This window comes from Haloarcula terrestris (assembly GCF_031624315.1).
In the GTDB taxonomy this organism is placed as follows: domain Archaea; phylum Halobacteriota; class Halobacteria; order Halobacteriales; family Haloarculaceae; genus Haloarcula; species Haloarcula terrestris.
The window spans coordinates 49,176-70,329 of sequence record NZ_JAMQOM010000001.1 but is presented as its reverse complement, the minus strand read 5'-3'; the positions used below and the strand labels follow the sequence as shown (position 1 = coordinate 70,329).

Sequence of the window (21,154 nt, the reverse complement as noted above, 5' to 3'; positions counted from 1 at the left end):
CCTGCAGCTAGATGGTGATATAGATAGGGTCTTGCCGTCGGTGCGTTCGGGCACCGACGCTTGCCGGAAATGGAAACCGAAACGGATGCGCCGGACCGCCATCTGAACCCCGCTATTCGAGCGTCACACTCACCACGGAGCTGGCCGGTGCGTCGACCACTACTGTGCCGTCGCCGTGGTTCTCGACCCCGATGTCGTCGGCTTCAAACGTGTCGGCGGTGTCGTCGGTAGAGTGCTCGCTGACTTCCTGATCGTCGAACAGGACCGCTGATTCAACGACCGAGGCGTCGTCGAGGTCGGTGTGGATTTCGACGGCCTCGCTCCCGTCGAGGGCTCGGTTCGACAGCGTGACGAACACCTCGCCGTCCTGTTCGGATGCGGAGGCGCTGACAAGCGGCACATCGACGGGTTCATCCTCGACGGTCTCGGTTTCGGCATCGACGACCGTTTCCAGCGACGTTGCGCCCATGTGGTCCCTGTAGAGGTCGAAGACCTGGTAGGTCGGCGTCGGCCACGCGCTGTCCTCGTCGGTCTGGACGAGACACTGGAGGACGTTGACCGTCTGGGCAATGTTCGCCATCGACACCACGTCGGCCCGCGCGTGGAAATCGTCGAAGACTCCGGCGGCGGAGATGGCGTCACGGACGGTGTTTGCCTGTTCGAGGCCGTTGGTGTTTTTGGCCTCGGGATGCCAGACGCCCCACTCGTCGACGACGATGCTGATGTCGTGGTCCGGCGCAAACACGGACAGCGTCTCGACGGCGTCGTCGATGTCCTGAGCGACCAGCCGGGAGCGGGCGAGCAGGCGGTAGTACTCCTCGTCGTCGAACTCCGTGTCGCCGCCGGCCTCGTAGTACCGGTGGACCGACATGTGCTCCATCAGTTCATACGGGCTCTCGACCCACTCGGAACACTCAGCGAGCGCATCGAGGAACCGGCGGTTCCAGTCCTCGGAGATGTGCCCGACCGAGATCAGTTCCATCTCGGCGTCGCTCATCATCCCGTTGAAGCTGCGGAGATAGGTGGCGTAGCGACGGTACTGCTCGGCGTACTCCTCGGGGCTGAGGCGGCCGCCACAGCCCCAGTTCTCGTTGCCGACGCCCCAGTAGGTCACGTCGTGGGGCGCCGCGACGCCGTGTTCCTCGCGGCGGTTCGCCAGTTCGGTGTCGCCGTCGTAGTTGCAGTACTCCGCCCAGTCAGCCGCCTCGGACGGCGAGCCGTTGCCGACGTTGACGGCGAGGTACGGCTCCGTGTCGAGCATCTCACAGAGGCGGACGAACTCGTTCGTCCCAAAGGTGTTTGGCTCCTCGGGGATGTCCTGGCGGCCCTGCGTCCAGAACATGTTTCGCCGTGTCGGCCGCTCCTCGCGCGGCCCCACGCCGTCCTCCCAGTGGTAGTCGTCGGCGAAACAGCCGCCGGGCCACCGGAGTACAGGCATATCAAGGTCCTGCAGGAGGTCGACGGTGTCCATGCGGATGCCGTCCTCGGTCGGGACGCGGTCGTCGTCGCCGACCCAGATGCCGCCGTAGATGCACCGGCCGAGATGCTCCGCGAAGTGGCCGTAAACGGTCGGATCGATCTGGTCTATCGGATCATGCCGGTGGACGTGAATCTCTGCACCCATCGCTACACAGTCCGCAAACTGGATATAAAATGATTTGGGTCAGCGGCGGCAGCCGTGCATCCACTGATGGCCGTCGTCGGCTGACTCGAAGCCGCGCTTGAACGCTTCCTGCACGTGATCGGTCCGGTCAGTTTCGGTGTCCCACGACACGCCGGCGTCGTGCAGCAGTTCGCGGACGTAACTCAGCGTATACTCGACGTGGAACATCTCCTTGATATACGTGCGAGTGAGCTTGGGCGTCCACTCCGGGGCCTCGTAGCCGGCTTCGGCGGGTGGCTTGCCGAGGACCTCTTCGAGCTGATTCTCCTGGCTATGGGTAAGTTTCGAGGGGCGACCGGGCCGGTCGTCGTCGTAGACCACGTTTTCGAGCGGTTCGTCGGCCAGCCGTTCGAGGCGGTTCAGCCAGTTGTGGATCGTCGTCCGGGACACGCCGTACCAGTCCGCGAGCTCCGTCTGGGAGACCCCTTCTTTGTGGTTGATTCCGACCATGATGCGCTTGGTCGCCGTCTTCCCTTCGACCTCGGTCAGATACTCGCGGAGGGCCGCGACGCTCACGTTCTCGGGTCGAGCATCGCCGTCCGGATCCGTGTCGTCCGCCCGTGATTGGGGCCTCTCCGGGTGGGCCGCGCTCGCATCGCCGGGGCGTTCTGCATTAGCCATGGACGATGACTGCATTGGAGTGTTTAATTACTTTTCGGCGTTCGGTCGACGGGTAGGTCCCGAACTGTGACACCGGAGCAGTCCCGCTGGCCGCGGCGGCGATCCCGCGAAGGGCGCCAGTCAGGCTACCAGTAGCCCGACCGTTACTTCGTGAACGTGACGCCGACGACCGAGGATGCCGGGATGTCGACGGTGAAGCGCCCGTCGTCGGCTTCGGAGACGGTGATGTCGTCAGCCTCGAACTCGGCTGCGTTGTCCGCCGTCGAGTACGCTCGCGAGCCCTTCTCCTCGAACAGAACCGTTCCCGAGGGGTTGCCAAAGGTCTCGTCGACCTCGACTTCGACCGTCTCGGTCTGGTCGAGGCTACGGTTCGACGCGGTGACGAACAGTTCGTCGTCGCCGACCGACGCCGATGCCGAGACCAGCGGCACGTCGTGGTCCTCCTCGTCGAAGTACTTCTTGTCAGCGTTGATGTTCGCCTCGACGGCCGTGTTCCCGCTGTGGTTCTGGTACAGATCGAACACTTGGTAGGTCGGCGTCGCCCACGCGTTCTCTTCGTCGGTCTGGACGAGACACTGGAGAACGTTGACCGTCTGGGCGATGTTCGCCATCGACACCACGTCGGCGCGCTCGTGCATGATGTCGAAGACGCCCGCCGCCGCCAGCGCGTCCCGGACGGTGTTTGCCTGTTCGAGGCCGTTGTCCGGCGTTGCCTGTGGGTGCCAGGTCCCCCACTCGTCGACGATGATCCCGACATCTTCCCGCGGGACGTACGTCGAGATGGTCTCGGCCGCGCTGTCGATGTCGTCGGCGATCTTCTGCGCCCTGGCGAACAGCCGGTAGTGCTGCTCGTCCGAGAAGTCGGCGTCGTCGCCGGCCTGGTAGTACCGGTGGACGGAGAAGTGATCCAGCAGTTTGTACGGCGACCCCATCCCCAGGAAGGTCCCGGGGCCGAACTCCATTCCGCCGTCGAGGCGCTCGAAGAACGCCTCGTTCCACTCGTCCGTGATGTGCCCGCAGGCGATGAACTCCGTCGAGCCGGGGTTGATGTGGTCGTCGAAGCCGTTGAGGTAGTTCGCGAAGCGGCGGTACTGGTCGGCGTACTCGTCGGGCGCGAAGCGGCCCCCACAGCCCCAGTTCTCGTTGCCGATGCCCCAGTAAGTCACGTCGTATGGCTCCTCGTGGCCGTTCTCGGCGCGCCGCCTGGTCAGGTCCGTGTCGGCGTCGGAGTTGCAGTACTCGATCCAGTCGAGGGCTTCTTCAGGTGTTGCCGAACCGACGTTGACCGCCAGATACGGGTCGGTATCGATCATCTGGCAGAGTTCGAGGAACTCGTCGGTCCCGAACTCGTTGGTCTCTATAAAACGCTCCTCACGACCCTGTGCCCACCAGAGGTTCCGTCGTTTCGGCCGGTCCTCGCGCGGGCCGACACCGTCCTCCCAGTGGTAGTCGTCGGCGAAACAGCCGCCGGGCCACCGCAGCACGGGCATGTCGAGGTCTTGCAGTAGTTCGACGGTGTCCATGCGGATGCCGTCCTCGGTCGGGACGCGGTCGTCATCCTCACCGACCCAGACGCCGCCGTAGATACATCGGCCGAGATGCTCCGCGAAGTGCCCGTAGATGTTCTCGGAAATCCGGTCGATGGAGTGGTCGCTGTGAACGCTGATACTCGCTGGCATATACCCTGATCTGCCATCCGGCGCTAATAATGATTGTGATATCGGGCGCTATACCCCGTACACGGATACCGCCGGACAACTCGTCAGCGCCGGTACGGGGTCGCTTCGTCCGTTCAATACCGCTCCCTCGCCGAGATGGCGAAAAGTAATTTAACACAATGTCCCGCAGCGGCCGCGATCCGGTGGAAACCCTGCTCTGACTCTCTACTTCCAGGTTAGCGACGGTCTCGGGTCCGATATCGTCGTCTCATTCAAATCAGAGGGCAAACATAAGCGAATGATCCACAGATAGACGGGCTGAAACGGTAATCTGAGGGAGACTGTGGGACCGCTCTACCAGTTCTGTTTAATTACTTGTCTGCGCCTGTCAGCAGACGGGCGGATTGTCGGGAGCTTTTGCTGGAGAGCGTGCCCGGTTGCGGGTGTTGACCCCCACAGGATTATGTAGCCGCGACACGCTACCTGTGGACTATGACACAGTTCGAACCGGACTGCCGCGACGGAACGCTGGCCCTCTGTCACGACGATACCCGGGTCACGGTCGGATCCCTCGATGACATTGTCGCCGCTGTCGGCGGCGAAACGTATCGGATCGAGTACGACGACGCACAGCGGATGCAACCCTGGCTGGACACCGACGACGGGGGCCTCGAAATCGACGTGCGGGACGCCGTGACCACGATGACACACACGGAAGAGTTCGTCACGGAGTTGACCGAGTACGACATGGCGACGGACCGGTACGGCCTCCCGACGCGGACGGTCGAGTTCGCCGACCGGTTCGTGGATATCCTCGAACAACAGGGCCTCGACTCCTGAGGCCCCTCTGCGGACGAGACCGTACCGCGGCAGTTACCGGTTCCATATCGAGGGACACCGACCGGACTTCGATCGTCACTCGTCGACCGATTCTGGAGTAGCCGCCGTCTACGGATTGACCACGAGATGACGACCTGTTCCGCTGGATTCCGGTTGTACTCGTCCGATCTAACGACCGTACACTCGTTATCCGACATGTTCCAAATGAGTGAACGTCTCTTCAGGCGAACCGGCCGAGACGGTGAACGGGCGGTATCTGTGCTGCTCTCGTACGTTCGGTTAGTCACACGGTACGGCTGTGGCTGAGACGTAGGGCCTCACTACGGGCGAAGAACACTGTCGCTACACCGGCGAATGAAGGAATTCACTACGATGAGAGTCCCTGTGCGTTTATAATCGCTCCCGGTGTAGCAGTGGATACGATGTCCGATCCGCTGTCGGTAACCGACAGACCAGCTCAGGCACTGCCCGACCCTGAAACTGCCGAGAACGTCACCTACAACCCGTCGATCGATCTCCTTCGGTCGTTTTCCGCGTCCCAGGAGACGACCACCGAGTTCGGTGCGCCGTCGTACGTCAGCCGCGAGCGTTCGCGCAACGCCGACAAGACGAAAAACGATATCGATGACGCGTTCGGCCCCGAGGACGAGCAACTCATCTCGGATGTCATCTCGGCCGCAGCCGACATGGACCTCGTCTGCGTCGACCGACGAGTCGGCCGCCACCCCGACAACAGCTACGTGTGCCGGCTCTACGTCCCGAAGGAGTACGGCCGGATCGCCCTGAGCCTGTCGAAACTCCTCGAACCGGCCGACCCGAATGCCGAACCCGATTTCTACACTGTCCAGTTGCCCGACTGGGACCGGACCGCAATCCGCATCCGCCCCGAGGCGGGACTCACCGTGGTCGCTGGCTCCGACTACACCGGGGAAGCGAAGAAGTCGTTCCTCCGCCTGTTCATGTACTACGCCAAGCAGCAGGGCGGACTCGGGCTCCACGCCGGGAGCAAACGGGTCAGGCTCCAGGGCGACGACAGACTGGAGACGGTCGGGCAGCTGTTCCTCGGTCTGTCGGGGACCGGCAAGTCCACGCTGACCGCACACGGGCTCTGGCTCGACGAGCCCGAGGACGCGACGATGCTGCAGGACGACGTGTGTGCGCTCCGCCCCGATGGCACGGTCGCTGGGAGCGAGGGACAGGGGCTGTTCATCAAAACGCACGGCCTGGAACGCGAGACCGAGCCGGCGATCTACGACGCGACGACCGACGAATCAGCAGTCCTTGAGAACGTCGATGTCGACCAAGACGGCACGGTTGATTTCGACAGCGACCGGTACTCCACGAACGGCCGGGCCATCATCCAGCGGGACGAACTGGCTTCGGCCGACGACGACATCGACCTGCCCGGTGTCGACCAGATATTCTTCATCACGCGCCATCCGGCGATGCCGCCCGTTGCGAAACTCACGCCCGAGGAGGCGGCAGTCGCGTTCATGTTAGGTGAATCGATCCAGACCAGCGCCGGGGACCCCTCGGCCGCCGGTGAGTCCGTCCGCGTCGTCGGGACAAACCCGTTCATTGTCGGGTCCGAAGGCGAGGAGGGCAACCGGTTCCGCGATCTGATCGACGACCTCGACGTGGACTGCTACGTGCTGAACACCGGCTCCGTCGGCGGCCGAGACATCGGCGTCGAGGACACGATCACGCTCCTCCGTGCAATTTCCCGCGGAACGCTCGAGTGGACCACGGACGAGACGACTGGCTTCACCGTCCCGAACTCCGTTCCGGGAATGGACATCGAGGAGTTCGCCGTCGAGGAGAACCTCTCCGACGCCGAGTCGAAACTCGCAACGCTTCGTGCCGAGCGGGAGACGTATCTCGACCAGTTCGAGGCTCTCGACGACTCGATTGCCGACGCCCTGTACTGATCTGAGTAACCAGGTGTTGCTTACTATCTGCTTTCGAGAAAATGCATCTATCTTTTGAACATCTAATTCTATATATGGCAAATGTGTAGAAATAATAGATAATATGGTCCCAATATATTGAAATAGGATCTTTTTGGACAATATATCTTCTCTCTGGAACGATATATGCAAATATACTTCTATTTCGGACCTCGATTTCTGTCTTCGACAAAGGAATAGGGAGGAAAGTAGATCATGCTAGCGAGGTATCCGCCGATGTTGGTTCCGACTACAGCTCGGTTCGGCACTACCGCAGTGGCTCACGAGCGACCGCCGCAACGTCCTTGGGGATTGGAGACAAGATACGAACACATGCGTGTGCTCGTCATGGGTGCGACCGGATTCATTGGACAACGATTGGTTCGTACCCTGGCTGACGCGGGCCACGAGGTGGTGGCGTTCTCCCGCAGCGCAAGCCAGGAGTCCTTTCCGGACGGTGTCGAACCGTTCGAGGGCGACCTCGGCGACCCGGAGTCCTTGGACGGGCTCTGTGACGGTGTCGACGTGGCGTACTACCTGATCCATTCACTGACCGCCGAGAATTTCGCCGAGCTAGACCGTCGCTACGCGCGACGGTTCGCCGAGATAGCGTCGGATGCAGGCGTCGACAGGGTGGTATACCTGAGCGGCATCAGCGGCGACGAGGAGAACCTCTCGCCCCATCTGGCGTCGCGGCGCGAGGTCGAGTCCGTCTTGGCCGAAGGCTCGTTCGATCTGACGGTGCTCCGGGCGGCCGTCATCATCGGCGCTGAGAGCGCGAGTTTCCGGATTGTCGACGACCTGACCGACCGGCTGCCGCTGATGCTCGTGCCGAAGTGGGTCCGGACGCCCTGCCAGCCCATCGGCGTCGACGACGCCATTACGTATCTCGTGAAACTACTGGACGCCGAGGAGACCCGCGGCGAGACGTACGACATCGGCGGGCCGTCGGTGTGGTCCTACGAGTCGCTGCTGAAACTCACCGCGGCCGAAAAGGGCCGGCGGGTGTTCATTGTCCCAGTACCGGTGATGACGCCGGGCCTGTCCTCGCACTGGCTTCGCCTGACGACTGACGTGCAGTACGCCATCGCCCGCCCGCTGGCCGAGAGCATGCGGAACCCGGTCACGGTCGACCCGGAGATGGACCTCCAGCGCGTCGTCCCCATCGACCAAACCCCGATAGAGGACGCGGTTCGGACTGCCCTCATGTCGGCCTGAAGGCCGGTCTCAGCGCAGGCGGCCCCTGCTGCGGGACTGTTTTGGCCCTGCACGCGGCACTCGTACGTATGCCCGAATCGGTCGCCGTCACCGGCGGAAACGGTCGTCTCGGCCAGCACGTCCTCGAACACCTGGCCTCGGTGGGGTATCGAACGATCAATCTCTCGCGCGGGAAACGGGACGAAGCGCACTCGGACGCCTACGTCAGGACGGATCTGCTCGATGCCGGGGAGGTGTACGGCGCACTCGCAACGAGCGACCCCGACGCCGTCGTCCACCTCGGGATGATTCCTACACCTGACCACACGCCGGGGTATCGGACCTACGAGAGCAACGTCATGTCCAGCTATCACGTGTTGGAGGCCGCCGGCGAACTCGGGGTTGACACGGTCGCGCTGGCGTCGAGTTTCAGCGCCATCGGTGGCGGGTTCGAACCGGACCCGATCACGGTCGATTACCTCCCGATTGACGAGGATCATCGCCTCACGCCGTCGAACCCGTACGCAATGGGGAAACAGGCGATGGAGGCCGCCGCCGACGGCTTCGCGCGCCGGAGCGAGGACGCGCCCGGCACCATCACGTCGCTGCGGTTCCCGTGGGTCGTCGACGACGACCTGGCCCGGGAGACGTTCGTTGAAGCCGACCGGACGCTCGCCGGCTCGAAGGCGTCGGCGGACTTCCACACCCAGCGGAACACGCTGTACGCGTACCTCCACGCCACTGACGCCGTCACGGTCGTCGAGGCGGCCGTCGAGGCGTCGTTCACCGGTCACGAGCGGCTCTGGCTGTCGGCCCCGGACACGAGCGCCGAGACGCCGAGTGCCGAACTCGCGGCGGAGCTGTACCCCGACGCCGACTACCGGGGATCGACGGGCGACGACGAGAACCCCTATGCGGCGCTGATCGACACGAGCAAAGCCGAGCGGCTGCTCGACTGGGAGCCGACCTGGAGCTGGCGGCAACTGGCGTGACGCCGGCAGCGGGCCTGTACCGCCTGGATACGCTCTGTGCTGTCTCGCAGAACTGAAACCGAACCCCCAGACGCGACGACAGCCGCTTACGCCCGGTGCCGGCCCGACAGTGCCTGCTGGAGGATTTGTCCCAGAAATCCGATGGCCGGGACGGCGAACACCGATGCGTGGACCCAGGCGTCGTAGGTGCTGTTCCCGGGCTTTGTCACGAGAAACAGACCGTAGAGGACACCCATCACGACGACCCACAGGGCGGTGATGACGAGGAACGGGACGGCGTCCCGGATCGGTTCGGTGACTGCTTCGCGCAGCGTGTCGGACATACCGGAACAGTCGACCGTGATCGGCAAAAGCGTACCCCGCTATCGGCCGAACTCCGTCACCAGTTCGATACCCTCGGTTCCGTAATCGGTCATCGCGGCCAGTCGCTTCGACAGACCCCACACGCCTCGACTGCGACGACGGCTCCGTCCGGGTCAGGCGTCGGCGGGTCCCGGTCTCGGACCGCGAGCGGCTCGCCGTACGCTTCAAGCACTGCGGCGTGCATGGGTTGGCTTCGCGCGTCCCGGACAAAATACCGGGGGACGGCGGCCGCTATGCCGGTGCGGATCACCCGCCGAGAGCCGAGTTTATGTATCCTTGCAGCTATACCCCCGATATGACCCTCCTCCCGGTTGCCGTCGCCCTGTTCGTGTCGCCGGCCGCCGCCGCGCTGGTGTACGCCGACGCCAGGCGACGCGACCTGTCCCGGCGGCACTGCACTGCCGCCGCCTCCGCCGTCGGCCTCGCCAGCTTCGGCGGATTTCTCGTCGCAGCCCTGTTCGGTACCGGACTGTTTTCCGTGTACTATCGCCTCCTGAACCGACCGGTGATAGTCGTCACGCCGCTGGATTTCATTCTCTCGCTGGTCAGCTTCGGCCTCGCCGTCACCGCGCTGGCCGTCCTGGGATACGGCGTCGCCAGTCGGTACGGCCCGCTCGCGCCCTCGTAATCGCCGCGTCGATTCCCGGACGGCCACCCCTACTTTCAAACCCGCTACGGTCCCACCGGGCGGTATGGACGACACCGATTGGATCGGCGAGACCTTCACCAGCGCGGCCGGGTGGGACCACCTGGAGACGCTGGTCGACATCGGGAACCGGATGGCTGGCAGCAATGGCGAACGGGCGGCCGCAGAAGCGACTCGGGACGCGCTGGCGGCGTACGCCCGCGACGCTCGGCTCTCCGAGTTCGAGATACAGGGCTGGGAGCGGGGCGACAGCGCCGTCCGCGCCGACGGATCACCGGTCGCGGCGCAGGCCCACGAGTGCATCGCCCTGCCGCGGTCGCCGGCCGGCGAGGTGACCGGCGAACTGGTCGATGTCGGTCACGGCCTCCCGGAGGAGTTCGAGGACGCCGACTGCGAGGGCCAGGTAGTGATGGTCCGCTCGGACGTGCCCGACTGGTACGACCGGTACATCCACCGGCGGGAGAAGTACTACCACGCCGTCGAGGCCGGCGCAGTCGGATTCATCTACCGCAATCACGTCGAGGGCGTGCTGCCGCCAACCGGAAGCGTTGGCACGGCGGAGGCACCTATCGGCGAGATTCCGGCCATCGGTGTCGCCAGCGAGACGGGCGCGCGACTGGCCCGGCGCTACACCGGGGCGGACATCACTATCAGCGTCGAGTGTGCGACACCCGCCGCAACGAGCCAGAACGTCCACGCCGAACTCGGCCCCGACACCGACGAGCGACTGCTGGTGACGAGCCACGTCGACGCCCACGACATCGCGGAGGGGGCGATGGACAACGGGGCCGGAACCGCGATGGTTGTCGAGGTGGCCCGCGCGCTGGCCGGCCGCGAGGACGAGCTGGCGACGCGGATAGAGTTCGTCGCCTTCGGTGCCGAGGAGGTCGGGTTGGTCGGCTCGAACCGGCTGGCCGAGGCAACCGCTCTCGACGATGTGACGGCCGTGCTCAACCTCGATGGCGTCGTCCAGGGCCGGACGCTGCGGTGTTACACTCACGGCTTCGACGCGCTGGCGAGCGCCGCCGAGGCCGTGGCCGACCGCTTCGATCACCCCATTTCGCTTACGCCGGAGCAAGGCCCCCACAGCGACCACTGGCCGTTCGTCCAGCGGGGTGTCCCCGGCTATCACGTGACCAGCGAAACCGACGGCGAGGGACGCGGCTGGGGTCACACCCACGCCGATACGCTGGACAAACTGGACCCCCGGACGTTCCGCGAGCAGGCCGTCCTCCTGACCGAACTCGCCGTGACGCTGGCTGGAGGCTCGGTCGCGCCGGACCACAAGGACCCCGCGGAGATAGCGGATGCACTCGAAGCAGAGGGGCTCGCCGAGGGGATGCGGATTACGGGCGACTGGCCCTTCGACGATTGACGCGAAGCCGGACCGTTCCCGCGATGTCCAACTCCCACGACCTGTGACAAAGACTTACCAGAATTCTAGTATTTTCGTCCCCTCCCGTGTTCAGGCGTTCCAGTCTCTGCTGATGGGTTGTAATGATTTACTCGGTATAGAAGTAACATATTCCGTAGGTTATTTACCATATGGGTCCTTGGAAACCGATGGCAGGGTAATCGGTCTACGTACAGTAGCCCACATGTGAACGCCGTCACCGGCGTTCGCTGCCAAGCTCCCATGCTTAATCGGTCTCGCGGAGTCCGGGACCGAGTCGACGTGAGAACACACCTGCCGTCGTCAGTCAACACCAACACCAATACCTGACACGACGGCCGTCCACGTGCCAAGACGGCCACCGTGTCCACTTTCGGACCGAACTCGTGAGGACCACCTGTCGGTCCTGATCCTGTGCAAAACGACGGACAGCAGCGCCGTTGACTACGACTCGTAGGCCTGTTGTACGTCGGCTTTCGCCGCCGGGATGACCTGCTGTTCGGCCTGCCGCATCGACCGCAGCGCCTCGTCCGTGAACTCAACGTCGAGTGTCGGCAGCGCCCGCGCGAGGCCGCCCAGCACGTCGCCGGGGTCGATGGTGAGTTCGAAGGCGAAGGCGTCTCGTTCCTCCCGCAGCGGAACGGTGAATTCGAGGTGTTCCTGCAGTATCTCCGTTGCCGTCTCCTGGTCGTAGGATTCGGTGACGGCGGTCCAGAAGTCGTCGCTGTCGGCGGCAACCAGCGGCGCGAGGTCGTCGCCGAACGAGCGCTGGCGGGCCAGTAGCCGCTCCCGAATCCGGTCCCGGCGGTCACCGCGAACGGTGTCCCGGAGCCCGTTCCAGTAGATATCGCGGGCCAGTACGTCGTCGGCATACGTCTCGAACGCCGCGTCAGTGGCCTCAGCGTAATCCAACACCGGGTCCAACTGGGCGAGTATCTGCTGTTGATACGACTGGAGTTTCGGCCGAATGACGTGGCGCTCAAGCGGGCGGCTGTTGTTCAGCAGTTTGCTCGCGACCCGGCCGCCGCTCCCGTTTGACCCGCGTAGCACGGCCGCCACGTCGAAAGCTGCGTACGTCTCGTCGACGAACTGCGAGAGGTAGCGTTCGAACTCCCCTTCGACGGCACGTCGTGACACACCCGACTCTGTGGACCGCAGTGACCTATCCCTTGCGGCGACGGCCAGCTCCCGTGAGAGTTAAACCACCGACCGATAATATCCAGATATGTCTCAGCGACTATCGAAGGCCGATGACACACTCGCCGACGCGGGCGAACGCGAACTCGTCGTCGGCGGCGACCGGCCGCTCCGTCTCTCTGCGGGCCATCGACTACTCCATCACGACGGGAAGTGTTCGCGTCCGCACGGACACAACTACGAGGTCACCGTCCGCATTACCGGCGACCTCACCGACGAGGGGTGGGTCGTCGACAAGGGCGAGGTCACGGACGTGATCGACGAGTGGGACCACCGCTTCCTGCTGGAGGCCGGCGACCCGCTGGTCGAGGCGTTCGACGCCAGCGGCGACGGTGACGCCGTGGTCGTCCTCGACCATCCCCCGACGGCTGAGGTCATGGCCACGATTCTGGAACAGCGCCTCGCCGACCGCCTCCCGGAGACGGTCTCGGATGTCGGCGTCTCCGTCCGGGAGACGGGCGAACTCTGTGTCCGCTGATGCCGGTCGCAAACGACGCGCCGGGGGTCGACATTGAGCGGACAGACGGCGACGCGGAGACGGGCGACCTCCCCATCAACGAACTGTTCCAGTCCCTCCAGGGCGAGGGGCGACTGGCGGGCGTCCCGAGCGTGTTCGTCCGGACCAGCGGCTGTAACCTGCGGTGCTGGTTCTGTGACTCCTATCACACCTCGTGGGAACCGACCCACGACTGGTTCGCCGTCGACGACGTACTGGGCGCTATCGAGGACTACGACGCCGACCACGTCGTCCTCACCGGCGGCGAACCGCTCATTCACGATTCGAGCGAGGCCCTGCTGGAGCGGCTGGCCGACCGGGGCTACCACACGACGGTCGAGACCAACGGAACTGTCGTCCCCGACGCGCCCATCGACCTCGCCAGCGTCAGCCCGAAACTGGCCTCCAGTACGCCGACGGCCGACCGCGACCCCGACGGCGACGGCGAGTGGGCGGACCGTCACGAGGAGCGCCGACTCGACTTGGATGCGCTGGCCGACCTCGTCGACACCTACGACACGCAACTGAAGTTCGTCGTCACCGGCCGCGAGGACATGGCCGAAATCGAGCGCCTCGTTGAGCGCCTCCGCGATGCCGCGTCCGCCCGCGTGCGTGACGACGACGTGTTACTGATGCCGGAAGGCCAGACGCGCGACCAACTCGAAGCGACCCGGGAGACCGTTGCGGACCTCGCGCTGGAGTTCGGCTACCGCTACACGCCGCGGCTCCACGTCGACCTCTGGAACGACGCACCGGGTACCTGACTGACCTGACCAACGACAGATGACTGACGACACCCGCGCTGTCGTGCTCGCCTCCGGCGGCATGGACAGCGCCACGGCGGCCTACGAAGCACAGACCCGCGGCTACGACCACCTGTACCTGCTCCACACCAGCTACGGGCAAAACACCGAGGACCGAGAGTACGAATGTGCCAGCGCACTGGCCGACCACGTCGACGCGGCGGACTTCCTCCACGTCGAAACCGGGCATCTCACGCAGATCGGGGCGTCGTCGCTGACCGACGACTCGATGGCCGTGGAAGACGCCGACACCGACAGCGACGAAATCCCGACCTCGTACGTCCCGTTCCGCAACGCGAACCTGCTGTCGATGGCGGTCTCATACGCCGAAGCCAACGACTGCGGGGCCGTCTTCATCGGCGCACACAGCGAGGACTTCTCCGGATACCCCGACTGCCGGCCCGCCTTTTTCGACGCCTTCCAGGGCGTCATCGACGCCGGCACGAAGCCCGACACCGACATCGACCTCGTTGCGCCCTTCGTCGAGTGGTCGAAGACTGACATCGCCGAGCGCGGCGTCGAACTCGGCGTCCCCTACGAGGACACCTGGAGTTGCTACCGGGACGACGAACCGGCCTGTGGGACGTGTGACGCCTGTGCGTTCCGGCTCGAAGCCTTCCAGCGCATCGGCGAACGAGACCCCATCGAGTACGCGGAGCGGCCGGCGTACACCGAGTAATCCTCGCGCCGACTCTCGTTTTTCGCTCCCCCCGGCTTAGTCGTCGGCTTCGTCCCGGGCCAGCCCTTCCAGCACGTACTCCGCCGAGGTCCGGGTCGTCGCCAGCGGCACGTCGTGTACGTCACAGATGCGTAAGAGTGCGGAGATATCCGGCTCGTGGGGCTGGGCCGTCAGCGGGTCCCGGAGGAAGACGATACCGTCGATTCGGCCCTCGGCGACCTCCGCGCCGATCTGCATGTCGCCCCCCATCGGTCCGCTCTCCTTGCGCTCGACCGTGAGGCCGGTCTCAGCCATGATGCGCTTGCTCGTCGTGCCGGTGCCGACGAGGTCGAACGCCGACAGCGTGGCCTCGTAGCTCTGTGCCAGGTCGATCATCTCGGGCTTCTCGTCGTCGTGTGCGATGAGTGCGACGCGGGTCATACCGGGGGCACTCGGGCCACCGTCTTATGTCATTGGGACAGACTGGCCGCCCTAGCGCCGGACGAGTCACCCGTCGACCGCGACTTCCCCGTCGGCGGTAATCGTCACGTCGTGGCCTTCGACAGCGAACGTCAGCGACTCCGTTGTCCCCTCCTCGACGACCGCACGGAGTGACTCGCTGTCGACGTACGTATCGAGGGTGTCAATATCATCGGCCGATAGCTCTGTTGCTTCGATAACTGCATCGGCAATAACGTCACTCGCGGGTTCGGGACTCACCCAGTCGTCGGACCCCTCCATGGCCCGGTTCCGCAGCAGATACACGGTTCCCTCGTTGTAGCTCATACTCCAGCGTACGCTCCCGTCTCTTATAACCACGGATGGGCTGTTTCACTGTCTGAAGTAACCGCGATTCTGCCGAGAACCGTCCGTTTTGTGTCCGTCTACGTTTTTCTAGCAACCCAGGACACAGCCGTTCGTCACTATCTCGCCCCAATTCTCTGTTCGGGGTCGCATACAACGCTTTAGGTGGTGCGTTCAGTGCGGAGAATTTGACTAACCTGCACAGTAGATCTGCGTACTGTTCAACCGTCAGTGAATACTATGGCTCCAATACGTAAGTCCCTGTTAAGTGCCGTGTGACGTTGTGCTGGTTGGTTTTCATGCTATAGTCTGCTGAGAGTGACGTGAAAACTACTTCGCCGATACCGAGTAGAGGGATGCCATGGCGGTAGCCTCTTGTGACCGACCGCTCGAAATCACGTATGGTTGGGCTGGGGACTCTACTCATACTACTCGCAGTCTTTGTCGTGATGACGCTGACTCTTGGTCTGCTCCTCCGGTTACTGAAAGACGCTGACGGACTCTGAGCCGTCGATTCCCTGTCTACTATCTCAAAGTGGTTTGCTACCGGTTCTATGACAGTCTACTCCGGTGGCGAGCCGACGAGCGGACGCTCGGGGGCCGCTAAGGTATTTTGGACCAGCGTTCGCGTGCCGCGACGGAGTCGCTCCGAGGCAGCCTGACTGGAGATACCCAGCTCCGCGGCGAGGTCCGAGAGGGACGATTCCCGTGGCACAGTGAAATACCCGCGGTTGAGCGCGAGCAACAGCACTTCCTTTTGCGGGTCTGTCACGCCGAACTGCGGGGACGCCTCCGTGTCATCGGTAATCGTCTGAATGTCGATATTGATGTCGCTTGAAACGAGCGAATCACGGAACGACAGCACTGAACTCTTCTCGGGGAACCGGGCCCGAAACACCCAGTCGTCCCCGGTCTGTGCGGCACCGAGGAGGAACCCGTCTGCATTCAACAACGCCCGTCCAATCGAATCGATTACCATGTCACTTGTATGTAATGTATACCAGTGACCATCTCCTTCGGACGCCACGTGGGCGTAGTCGGTAATACTCTCGTCTTGGGCCAGGTTCGCTTCAATGGCGGGCCGTTCGACGGGGCCGATCCAGGCGACGGCACGGCAGTCATCGCCCTCGCAGTGCAGCCGCTGTATTCGTATCGCTGTTTTACTCAGCGTCTCAGCTGTTCGTTGCAAGAGAGGGGCATCGATGTGAAATTCTACTATCATGTCTCACTGTCACACAGCAACAATCATAAACCCCGGTCAGACAGTTGTCGTACCTGAAAACGGTGCTTGTATAATTTCCGGGTACTGAAGGCTGACGGCAGTATGGGCCGGGGTATAGTTGCTTCAAGCACCAATCGGTAGCACTCGGGAAATACACTTAAATTCCCAGCATGGTCTACCATGTCTCAGTTACCAGCACCCTTTTGGGCGGGTGCGAGTATTAGTATAGCAACCGCTGTGATGGGGGTGCCAAACTCGGTTGACGGCATCATCCGGGGCGTTGCGGCCTGAATCTATATGACTGACTCTTCCCGCGGCCAATCAGAGACCGTCGGCATCGTACTGCTGACGGCCGTCATCGTCGTACTGGTCTCGGTACTCGGAGCCGGTATTCTCTCGTCCGGGCCACAACCCGCCGAGAGACCGCTTGTGAACCTCGATATAGATATCACGGCAAACAACGTCAACATCACCCACAGCGGTGGTGACACCGTTGACGGTGCGTCACTCGACGTTGGTATCCGAAACGAAACCGCGAGCCAGCGCTACGAGTCCGTCGTCACCGGACAGTTCACACCGACTGACACGGTGCCGTTGCCACACACTCTGACCGGTACTGTCACCGTGCTCGTGATTGATACCGGGAGCAACAGCGTTCTCGGCCGCGAGAGCACGAGGCCGGATACCGAGACAGCGGCGGCCGCGGGGATGCCGGCTATCGAACCGGAGAGGCGGCTATAGCATTCGACGCTGTGACGGTTTGACGGCTGATCGTCGGATATACGATCCCCTGAACTCCGGGGACCCAGTCCATATAGCCATTCAGCGACGGAAGCGAACTGACGTTCACCGCGACGCCGTAGCGGTGCTACTCCAGGTTCTCGCCCTGGTACGACCCCTCGTAGGTCCCTTTGTGGGCGGCGTCGGCCAGAACGAGCTGTGCGATCCGCGCGCCCGCTTCGAGTTCTATCGGATGGTGGACCTCCAGCAGTCCCTCGCCTCGCCCCTCGTAGCCGGCGTCCCAGACGGCCGTATCGAGCATACAGGAGTTGCGGAGCAACGACGACCGCGGGAGGAGAAAGCCGATATGTCCCTCCGGAATGACGACGCGGTCGGCGTACTCGATGATGTAGCCGCCCTTGTCGAGCCGATAGATCCCGTCGTCAGATTCGACTTCCCGTCGGTCGCCGACGGTCTTGCTCTCGCGCCCGATGCGCCCCGGTTCGACCTGTTCGTATATTGCACCGAGCGTGAGATCGACGCCGTTCGGTTGGACTTGCGATTCACGCAGGTCACCGAGAGCATCGGCGACGAACTGCCCGCTTTTGAACATACGAGGTTCTGTGCGGGTGTCGTGGAAAGACTTGCCGGTCTGATCGACCACTTGACTCGCTTCTGAGTGGCGGACGGGACGGGGTTTTTATAAATGCAAAATAGGGAGGAATACGCGGGATTTATACCGGCGCGCCATCCATTGACGCACGTTATGGGACAGACGCTTACGGAAAAGATTCTCGACGACCATCTCGTCGAAGGGGAGCTGACACCCGGAGAAGAGATCGGGATCGAGATCGATCAGGTGCTGACACAGGACACGACCGGGACGCTCGTCTGGCTGCAGTTCGAGGCGCTGGGTCTCGAAGAGGTCCAGACGGAGCTGGCCGCCCAGTACTGTGACCACCAGACCTACCAGTTCGACTTCAAGAACACGGACGACCACCGCTTCCTCCGCTCGGCCGCAGGGACGTTCGGGGCCCACTTCTCGCGCCCCGGCAACGGTATCTGTCACAACGTCCACAAGGAGAACTTCGCCGAGCCCGGCAAGACGATGCTCGGTTCGGACTCCCACACGCCGACCCCCGGTGGCCTCGGCGAACTCGCTATCGGTTCCGGTGGGCTCGATGTCGCCGTCGCGATGGGTGGCGGTGCCTACTACATCGAGATGCCGGAAGTCGTCAACGTCCGCCTCGAAGGCGAACTGCCCGAATGGGCCACCGCCAAGGACGTAATCTTGGAGCTGCTCCGCCGGCTGTCCGTCAAGGGCGGCGTCGGCAAGGTGCTGGAATACACCGGTCCCGGTGTCGAGACGCTGACCGTCCCCGAGCGGACCACCATCACCAACATGGGGACCGAACTCGGTGCCACGTCCTCGATCTTCCCGACGGACGACCAGACCAAGGACTACCTCGAGCGCCTCGGCCGCGAGGACGTGTTCGAGGAGATCGGCCCCGACGAGGACGCCGAGTACGCCGACGAGATCGTCGTCGATCTCTCGGACCTCGAACCGCTCATCGCCGAGCCGTCGATGCCTGACAACGTCGTGCCCGTCAGCGAGGTCGAGGGCGTCGATGTCGAGCAGGTCATGATCGGCTCCTGTACGAACGGTGCCTACGAGGACATCCTCCCGAGCGCGAAGATGCTCGAAGGGCGCAACATCGACAAGAAGACCGAGATGATCGTCGCCCCCGGCTCCAAGCAGGCCTCTGAGATGCTGGCCCGCGAGGGCTGGACCGCGGAGATGATGGCCGCCGGCGTCAACTTCTCCGAGGCGACGTGTGGTGCCTGTATCGGTATCGGCCACGTCCCGGCCTCCGACTCGGTCTCGCTGCGGACCTTTAACCGCAACTTCGAGGGTCGCTCCGGTATCGAGGACGACAACGTCTACCTCTGCTCGCCGGAAGTCGCCACCGCGGCGGCCATCAAGGGCGAAATCGTCGACCCGCGCAACCTCGCCGACGAACTCGGCGACCTCGAAGCGCCGGGTCTGGAGATGCCCGACTCCTACATCGGCAACTCCGAATCGGACCTCATCGCGCCGGAAAACGCCGTCGACGACGAGCTCATCAAAGGCCCGAACATCGGCGACGTACCGCTGAAGGACCCGCTGGAGACCGAAGTCGGTGGTGAAGCCCTCCTGAAGATGGAGGACAACATCACGACGGACCACATCATCCCGGCCACGCAGGACATCCTGATGTACCGGTCCAACGTCCCGAAGCTCTCCGAGTTCACGCTCTCGCGTGTCGACGACACGTTCGCCGAGCGCGCACTCGAAGCCGACGGCGGCGTGCTGGTCGCCGGCGAGAACTACGGCCAGGGCTCCTCGCGTGAACACGCGGCCCTGTGCCCGATGTATCTGGGTATCGAGACGGTCCTCGCACAGAGCTTCGCCCGCATCCACAAGGCGAACCTGTTCAACTTCGGGATCGTCCCGCTCACCATCGACGAGGAGACCTACGAGAAGATCGAGCAGGGCGACGACATCGAGGTCGTCGACGACGCGGCCGAGGCCGTCAAGTCCGGCCAGGAGGAGTTCACCATCCGTGTCAACGACGACTGGGAAGCGACCGGCTACCTCGATGCCTCCGACCGCGAACGCGAGATCCTCGCCGCCGGTGGCAAGCTCTCGCACACGAAGATGCAGCACGACGACGGTGGCGCTGCACCTGCTGACGACTAAAGCGAGGTCGCGGAGCGACCTCGAATTCCGGAGCGGAGCGGGACCGTAGGTCCCGCAGGCAGTCGGGCGGCATCGCCGCCCGACGACGGGGAGGAACGACCCGCGACGGAGAGACCTCGAGCGGAGCGCGGTCGCCTTGCGACCGCGGTTTTTTGTGAGCGGCGAAGCCGCGAACAGCGAGAGGTCTCTTGTACGTCGAACGGCGCTTCGCGCCGTGAAATCTCGAGTATCGCGCGGCCACGCTTCGATCACGTTTTTTGACGACAACGCTGCGCAACTGCTGGTGTAGCAGACAGATCTATCGTCAGCGATGGCTGGCGAACCACGAACGGTTCGTTTTCGCGCAGAACACACAACCGAGTAACACATATACCCGATCTACGGCTCTCCACACCGCTAATTCGATACTTAGCAGTAGTAGCAAAACCTGGCACCGGTGGAAAGATTGGAAAGAGGGGTGGGGGTGGGGGTGGTGGCACCCAAAACGGGTGCAGTCAAAAGTAGGCCCGTCGGACTAAAGAACCTTCCGGCGTCCTATTCTCGACTGGGGTGTATCGATGCATGAACTATCAGATCCTATCGACAAACAGTCAAATCTCGGGCTCGGTTCGGTCAGCGACAACGCATATGTAGGTCCGCACCGAATAACGCATGTGACAACGGTTGCTCCTGACGGACCGGACCTGCCGGATACGCCGCCGGTTCGGCGCGCTGTTCGTGCGGATCTCATCGAAGTCCACCGCATCGAGCAGGCGTCGTTTCCACAGCCGTGGCCGTTTTCGGCGCTGGAGAGCTACCTCGACGAAGCGGGGTTCCTCGTCGCCGAGACCGGCAACGACGACGGTGACCCGCCCGCCGTCGCGGGCTACGTCATCGCGGATACGGTCCCGAACCACGGCACGCCACTCGGCCACGTCAAGGATCTCGCGGTTCGGCCAGCGTACCGGCGGCAGGGGGTTGCGAGCGCGCTGTTGACCCGTGCGATGGAGGTCATCGACGAGACGGGTGCCGGCTCGGTCAAACTGGAGGTCCGGGCCGACAACGACGGGGCACGACGGCTCTACCGACGCTTCGGGTTCGAGCACCGCAAAACCATCCCGAACTACTACAGCAACGGCGAGGACGCGCTTGTGATGGTCCGCCTGCTGTAAGTGGTGGCTGTCCGCTCACAGCTACGCTTTCGGGGCCGCACAGT

The 21,154-nt window shown here is 63.5% G+C and carries 21 protein-coding genes and 1 pseudogene; 12 read left to right on the top strand and 10 right to left on the bottom strand.

From position 1 onward, the window contains the following. Positions 1-112: 112 nt before the first annotated feature. From NDI54_RS00385 to NDI54_RS00375, 3 genes are all read right to left on the bottom strand, one after another. Entirely contained in the window at positions 113-1,624 is a 1,512-nt protein-coding gene (locus NDI54_RS00385) for an alpha-N-arabinofuranosidase (protein ID WP_310894520.1), read from the bottom strand. A gap of 39 nt (positions 1,625-1,663) precedes the next feature. Beyond that, positions 1,664-2,284: a helix-turn-helix domain-containing protein gene (locus NDI54_RS00380; protein ID WP_310894519.1), complete on the bottom strand. Its 621-nt coding sequence runs from the start codon at positions 2,282-2,284 to the stop codon at positions 1,664-1,666. A gap of 143 nt (positions 2,285-2,427) precedes the next feature. After that, positions 2,428-3,963, bottom strand: coding sequence for an alpha-N-arabinofuranosidase (locus NDI54_RS00375; RefSeq protein ID WP_310894518.1), 1,536 nt, complete (start codon positions 3,961-3,963; stop codon positions 2,428-2,430). 471 nt (positions 3,964-4,434) lie between these two features. Between NDI54_RS00375 and NDI54_RS00370 the strand changes: the two genes are divergently transcribed. From NDI54_RS00370 to NDI54_RS00355, 4 genes are all read left to right on the top strand, one after another. After that, a complete protein-coding gene (locus tag NDI54_RS00370; protein WP_310894517.1) occupies positions 4,435-4,782 on the top strand; it encodes a hypothetical protein in 348 nt (115 codons plus the stop codon). 422 nt (positions 4,783-5,204) lie between these two features. After that, positions 5,205-6,710 carry a phosphoenolpyruvate carboxykinase (ATP) gene (locus tag NDI54_RS00365; RefSeq protein ID WP_310894516.1) on the top strand — a complete coding sequence of 502 codons (1,506 nt, stop codon included), beginning with the start codon at positions 5,205-5,207 and terminating at the stop codon, positions 6,708-6,710. A gap of 351 nt (positions 6,711-7,061) precedes the next feature. Then, positions 7,062-7,946, top strand: coding sequence for an NAD(P)H-binding protein (locus tag NDI54_RS00360; RefSeq protein WP_310894515.1), 885 nt, complete (start codon positions 7,062-7,064; stop codon positions 7,944-7,946). Between the two features lie 68 nt (positions 7,947-8,014). Continuing rightward, positions 8,015-8,917 (top strand): NAD-dependent epimerase/dehydratase family protein, encoded by a 903-nt coding sequence (locus NDI54_RS00355; RefSeq protein WP_310894514.1) that lies wholly within the window; start codon positions 8,015-8,017, stop codon positions 8,915-8,917. A gap of 86 nt (positions 8,918-9,003) precedes the next feature. Here NDI54_RS00355 and NDI54_RS00350 read toward each other — a convergent pair whose 3' ends face one another. Together NDI54_RS00350 and NDI54_RS00345 are read right to left on the bottom strand one after the other, a co-directional pair. Further along, on the bottom strand, positions 9,004-9,240 hold the full coding sequence (locus tag NDI54_RS00350; RefSeq protein ID WP_310894513.1) for a hypothetical protein: 237 nt from the start codon (positions 9,238-9,240) through the stop codon (positions 9,004-9,006). A 98-nt stretch (positions 9,241-9,338) separates the two neighbouring features. Then, positions 9,339-9,464 (bottom strand): annotated as a pseudogene (locus NDI54_RS00345) (alcohol dehydrogenase); the annotation flags it as partial. Positions 9,465-9,575: 111 nt separating this feature from the next. Between NDI54_RS00345 and NDI54_RS00340 the strand changes: the two are divergent. Both NDI54_RS00340 and NDI54_RS00335 read left to right on the top strand, forming a co-directional pair. Further along, entirely contained in the window at positions 9,576-9,908 is a 333-nt protein-coding gene (locus tag NDI54_RS00340) for a hypothetical protein (RefSeq protein ID WP_310894512.1), read from the top strand. A gap of 64 nt (positions 9,909-9,972) precedes the next feature. Next, complete coding sequence (locus NDI54_RS00335; RefSeq protein ID WP_310894511.1) at positions 9,973-11,301, top strand: M28 family peptidase; 1,329 nt, start codon at positions 9,973-9,975, stop codon at positions 11,299-11,301. 462 nt (positions 11,302-11,763) lie between these two features. Here NDI54_RS00335 and NDI54_RS00330 read toward each other — a convergent pair whose 3' ends face one another. Beyond that, positions 11,764-12,456, bottom strand: a complete 693-nt coding sequence (locus NDI54_RS00330; RefSeq protein WP_310894510.1) for a hypothetical protein — start codon at positions 12,454-12,456, stop codon at positions 11,764-11,766. Between the two features lie 88 nt (positions 12,457-12,544). On the opposite strand from NDI54_RS00330, the gene NDI54_RS00325 reads away from it, so the two are divergent. From NDI54_RS00325 to queC, 3 genes are read left to right on the top strand one after another with little or no spacing between them, the layout of a single operon-like run. Then, the gene (locus NDI54_RS00325) at positions 12,545-12,994 is read left to right on the top strand and encodes a 6-pyruvoyl trahydropterin synthase family protein (RefSeq protein ID WP_310894509.1); all 450 of its coding nucleotides are present in this window, start codon (positions 12,545-12,547) and stop codon (positions 12,992-12,994) included. Then, positions 12,994-13,776: a 7-carboxy-7-deazaguanine synthase QueE gene (locus NDI54_RS00320; protein WP_310894508.1), complete on the top strand. Its 783-nt coding sequence runs from the start codon at positions 12,994-12,996 to the stop codon at positions 13,774-13,776. Before NDI54_RS00325 ends, NDI54_RS00320 begins: the two co-directional genes overlap by 1 nt. A gap of 19 nt (positions 13,777-13,795) precedes the next feature. Continuing rightward, complete coding sequence (queC, locus tag NDI54_RS00315) at positions 13,796-14,494, top strand: 7-cyano-7-deazaguanine synthase QueC (RefSeq protein WP_310894507.1); 699 nt, start codon at positions 13,796-13,798, stop codon at positions 14,492-14,494. 36 nt (positions 14,495-14,530) lie between these two features. Here queC and NDI54_RS00310 read toward each other — a convergent pair whose 3' ends face one another. The 3 genes from NDI54_RS00310 to NDI54_RS00300 form a co-directional block, all read right to left on the bottom strand. Continuing rightward, positions 14,531-14,914 (bottom strand): methylglyoxal synthase, encoded by a 384-nt coding sequence (locus NDI54_RS00310; RefSeq protein WP_310894506.1) that lies wholly within the window; start codon positions 14,912-14,914, stop codon positions 14,531-14,533. A gap of 66 nt (positions 14,915-14,980) precedes the next feature. After that, positions 14,981-15,259: a HalOD1 output domain-containing protein gene (locus tag NDI54_RS00305; protein ID WP_310894505.1), complete on the bottom strand. Its 279-nt coding sequence runs from the start codon at positions 15,257-15,259 to the stop codon at positions 14,981-14,983. Positions 15,260-15,839: 580 nt separating this feature from the next. Continuing rightward, a complete protein-coding gene (locus NDI54_RS00300) occupies positions 15,840-16,499 on the bottom strand; it encodes a helix-turn-helix domain-containing protein (protein ID WP_310894504.1) in 660 nt (219 codons plus the stop codon). A 297-nt stretch (positions 16,500-16,796) separates the two neighbouring features. Here NDI54_RS00300 and NDI54_RS00295 point away from each other — a divergent pair, with 297 nt between their 5' ends. Next, a complete protein-coding gene (locus tag NDI54_RS00295; protein ID WP_310894503.1) occupies positions 16,797-17,240 on the top strand; it encodes a type IV pilin N-terminal domain-containing protein in 444 nt (147 codons plus the stop codon). Positions 17,241-17,367: 127 nt separating this feature from the next. Here the strand turns inward: NDI54_RS00295 and NDI54_RS00290 are convergent, their stop codons facing one another. Further along, entirely contained in the window at positions 17,368-17,883 is a 516-nt protein-coding gene (locus NDI54_RS00290; protein ID WP_310894502.1) for a deoxyuridine 5'-triphosphate nucleotidohydrolase, read from the bottom strand. Between the two features lie 102 nt (positions 17,884-17,985). Between NDI54_RS00290 and NDI54_RS00285 the strand changes: the two genes are divergently transcribed. Together NDI54_RS00285 and rimI are read left to right on the top strand one after the other, a co-directional pair. After that, complete coding sequence (locus tag NDI54_RS00285) at positions 17,986-19,959, top strand: aconitate hydratase (RefSeq protein ID WP_310894501.1); 1,974 nt, start codon at positions 17,986-17,988, stop codon at positions 19,957-19,959. A gap of 653 nt (positions 19,960-20,612) precedes the next feature. After that, on the top strand, positions 20,613-21,110 hold the full coding sequence (rimI, locus tag NDI54_RS00280; RefSeq protein WP_310894500.1) for a ribosomal protein S18-alanine N-acetyltransferase: 498 nt from the start codon (positions 20,613-20,615) through the stop codon (positions 21,108-21,110). Positions 21,111-21,154 lie beyond the last annotated feature (44 nt).

Excerpts from the sequence above, each read along its gene's own strand:
- NDI54_RS00355 (WP_310894514.1), top strand. The coding sequence starts at position 8,015 with ATGCCCGAATCGGTCGCCGTCACCGGCGGAAACGGTCGTCTCGGCCAG.
- NDI54_RS00305 (WP_310894505.1), bottom strand. The coding sequence starts at position 15,259 with ATGAGCTACAACGAGGGAACCGTGTATCTGCTGCGGAACCGGGCCATG.
- NDI54_RS00370 (WP_310894517.1), top strand. The coding sequence starts at position 4,435 with ATGACACAGTTCGAACCGGACTGCCGCGACGGAACGCTGGCCCTCTGT.
- NDI54_RS00325 (WP_310894509.1), top strand. The coding sequence starts at position 12,545 with ATGTCTCAGCGACTATCGAAGGCCGATGACACACTCGCCGACGCGGGC.
- NDI54_RS00340 (WP_310894512.1), top strand. The coding sequence starts at position 9,576 with ATGACCCTCCTCCCGGTTGCCGTCGCCCTGTTCGTGTCGCCGGCCGCC.
- NDI54_RS00285 (WP_310894501.1), top strand. The coding sequence starts at position 17,986 with ATGGGACAGACGCTTACGGAAAAGATTCTCGACGACCATCTCGTCGAA.
- NDI54_RS00380 (WP_310894519.1), bottom strand. The coding sequence starts at position 2,284 with ATGGCTAATGCAGAACGCCCCGGCGATGCGAGCGCGGCCCACCCGGAG.
- NDI54_RS00365 (WP_310894516.1), top strand. The coding sequence starts at position 5,205 with ATGTCCGATCCGCTGTCGGTAACCGACAGACCAGCTCAGGCACTGCCC.
- NDI54_RS00385 (WP_310894520.1), bottom strand. The coding sequence starts at position 1,624 with ATGGGTGCAGAGATTCACGTCCACCGGCATGATCCGATAGACCAGATC.
- NDI54_RS00300 (WP_310894504.1), bottom strand. The coding sequence starts at position 16,499 with ATGATAGTAGAATTTCACATCGATGCCCCTCTCTTGCAACGAACAGCT.
- NDI54_RS00310 (WP_310894506.1), bottom strand. The coding sequence starts at position 14,914 with ATGACCCGCGTCGCACTCATCGCACACGACGACGAGAAGCCCGAGATG.
- NDI54_RS00360 (WP_310894515.1), top strand. The coding sequence starts at position 7,062 with ATGCGTGTGCTCGTCATGGGTGCGACCGGATTCATTGGACAACGATTG.
- NDI54_RS00335 (WP_310894511.1), top strand. The coding sequence starts at position 9,973 with ATGGACGACACCGATTGGATCGGCGAGACCTTCACCAGCGCGGCCGGG.
- NDI54_RS00295 (WP_310894503.1), top strand. The coding sequence starts at position 16,797 with ATGACTGACTCTTCCCGCGGCCAATCAGAGACCGTCGGCATCGTACTG.
- NDI54_RS00320 (WP_310894508.1), top strand. The coding sequence starts at position 12,994 with ATGCCGGTCGCAAACGACGCGCCGGGGGTCGACATTGAGCGGACAGAC.
- queC (WP_310894507.1), top strand. The coding sequence starts at position 13,796 with ATGACTGACGACACCCGCGCTGTCGTGCTCGCCTCCGGCGGCATGGAC.
- NDI54_RS00375 (WP_310894518.1), bottom strand. The coding sequence starts at position 3,963 with ATGCCAGCGAGTATCAGCGTTCACAGCGACCACTCCATCGACCGGATT.
- NDI54_RS00350 (WP_310894513.1), bottom strand. The coding sequence starts at position 9,240 with ATGTCCGACACGCTGCGCGAAGCAGTCACCGAACCGATCCGGGACGCC.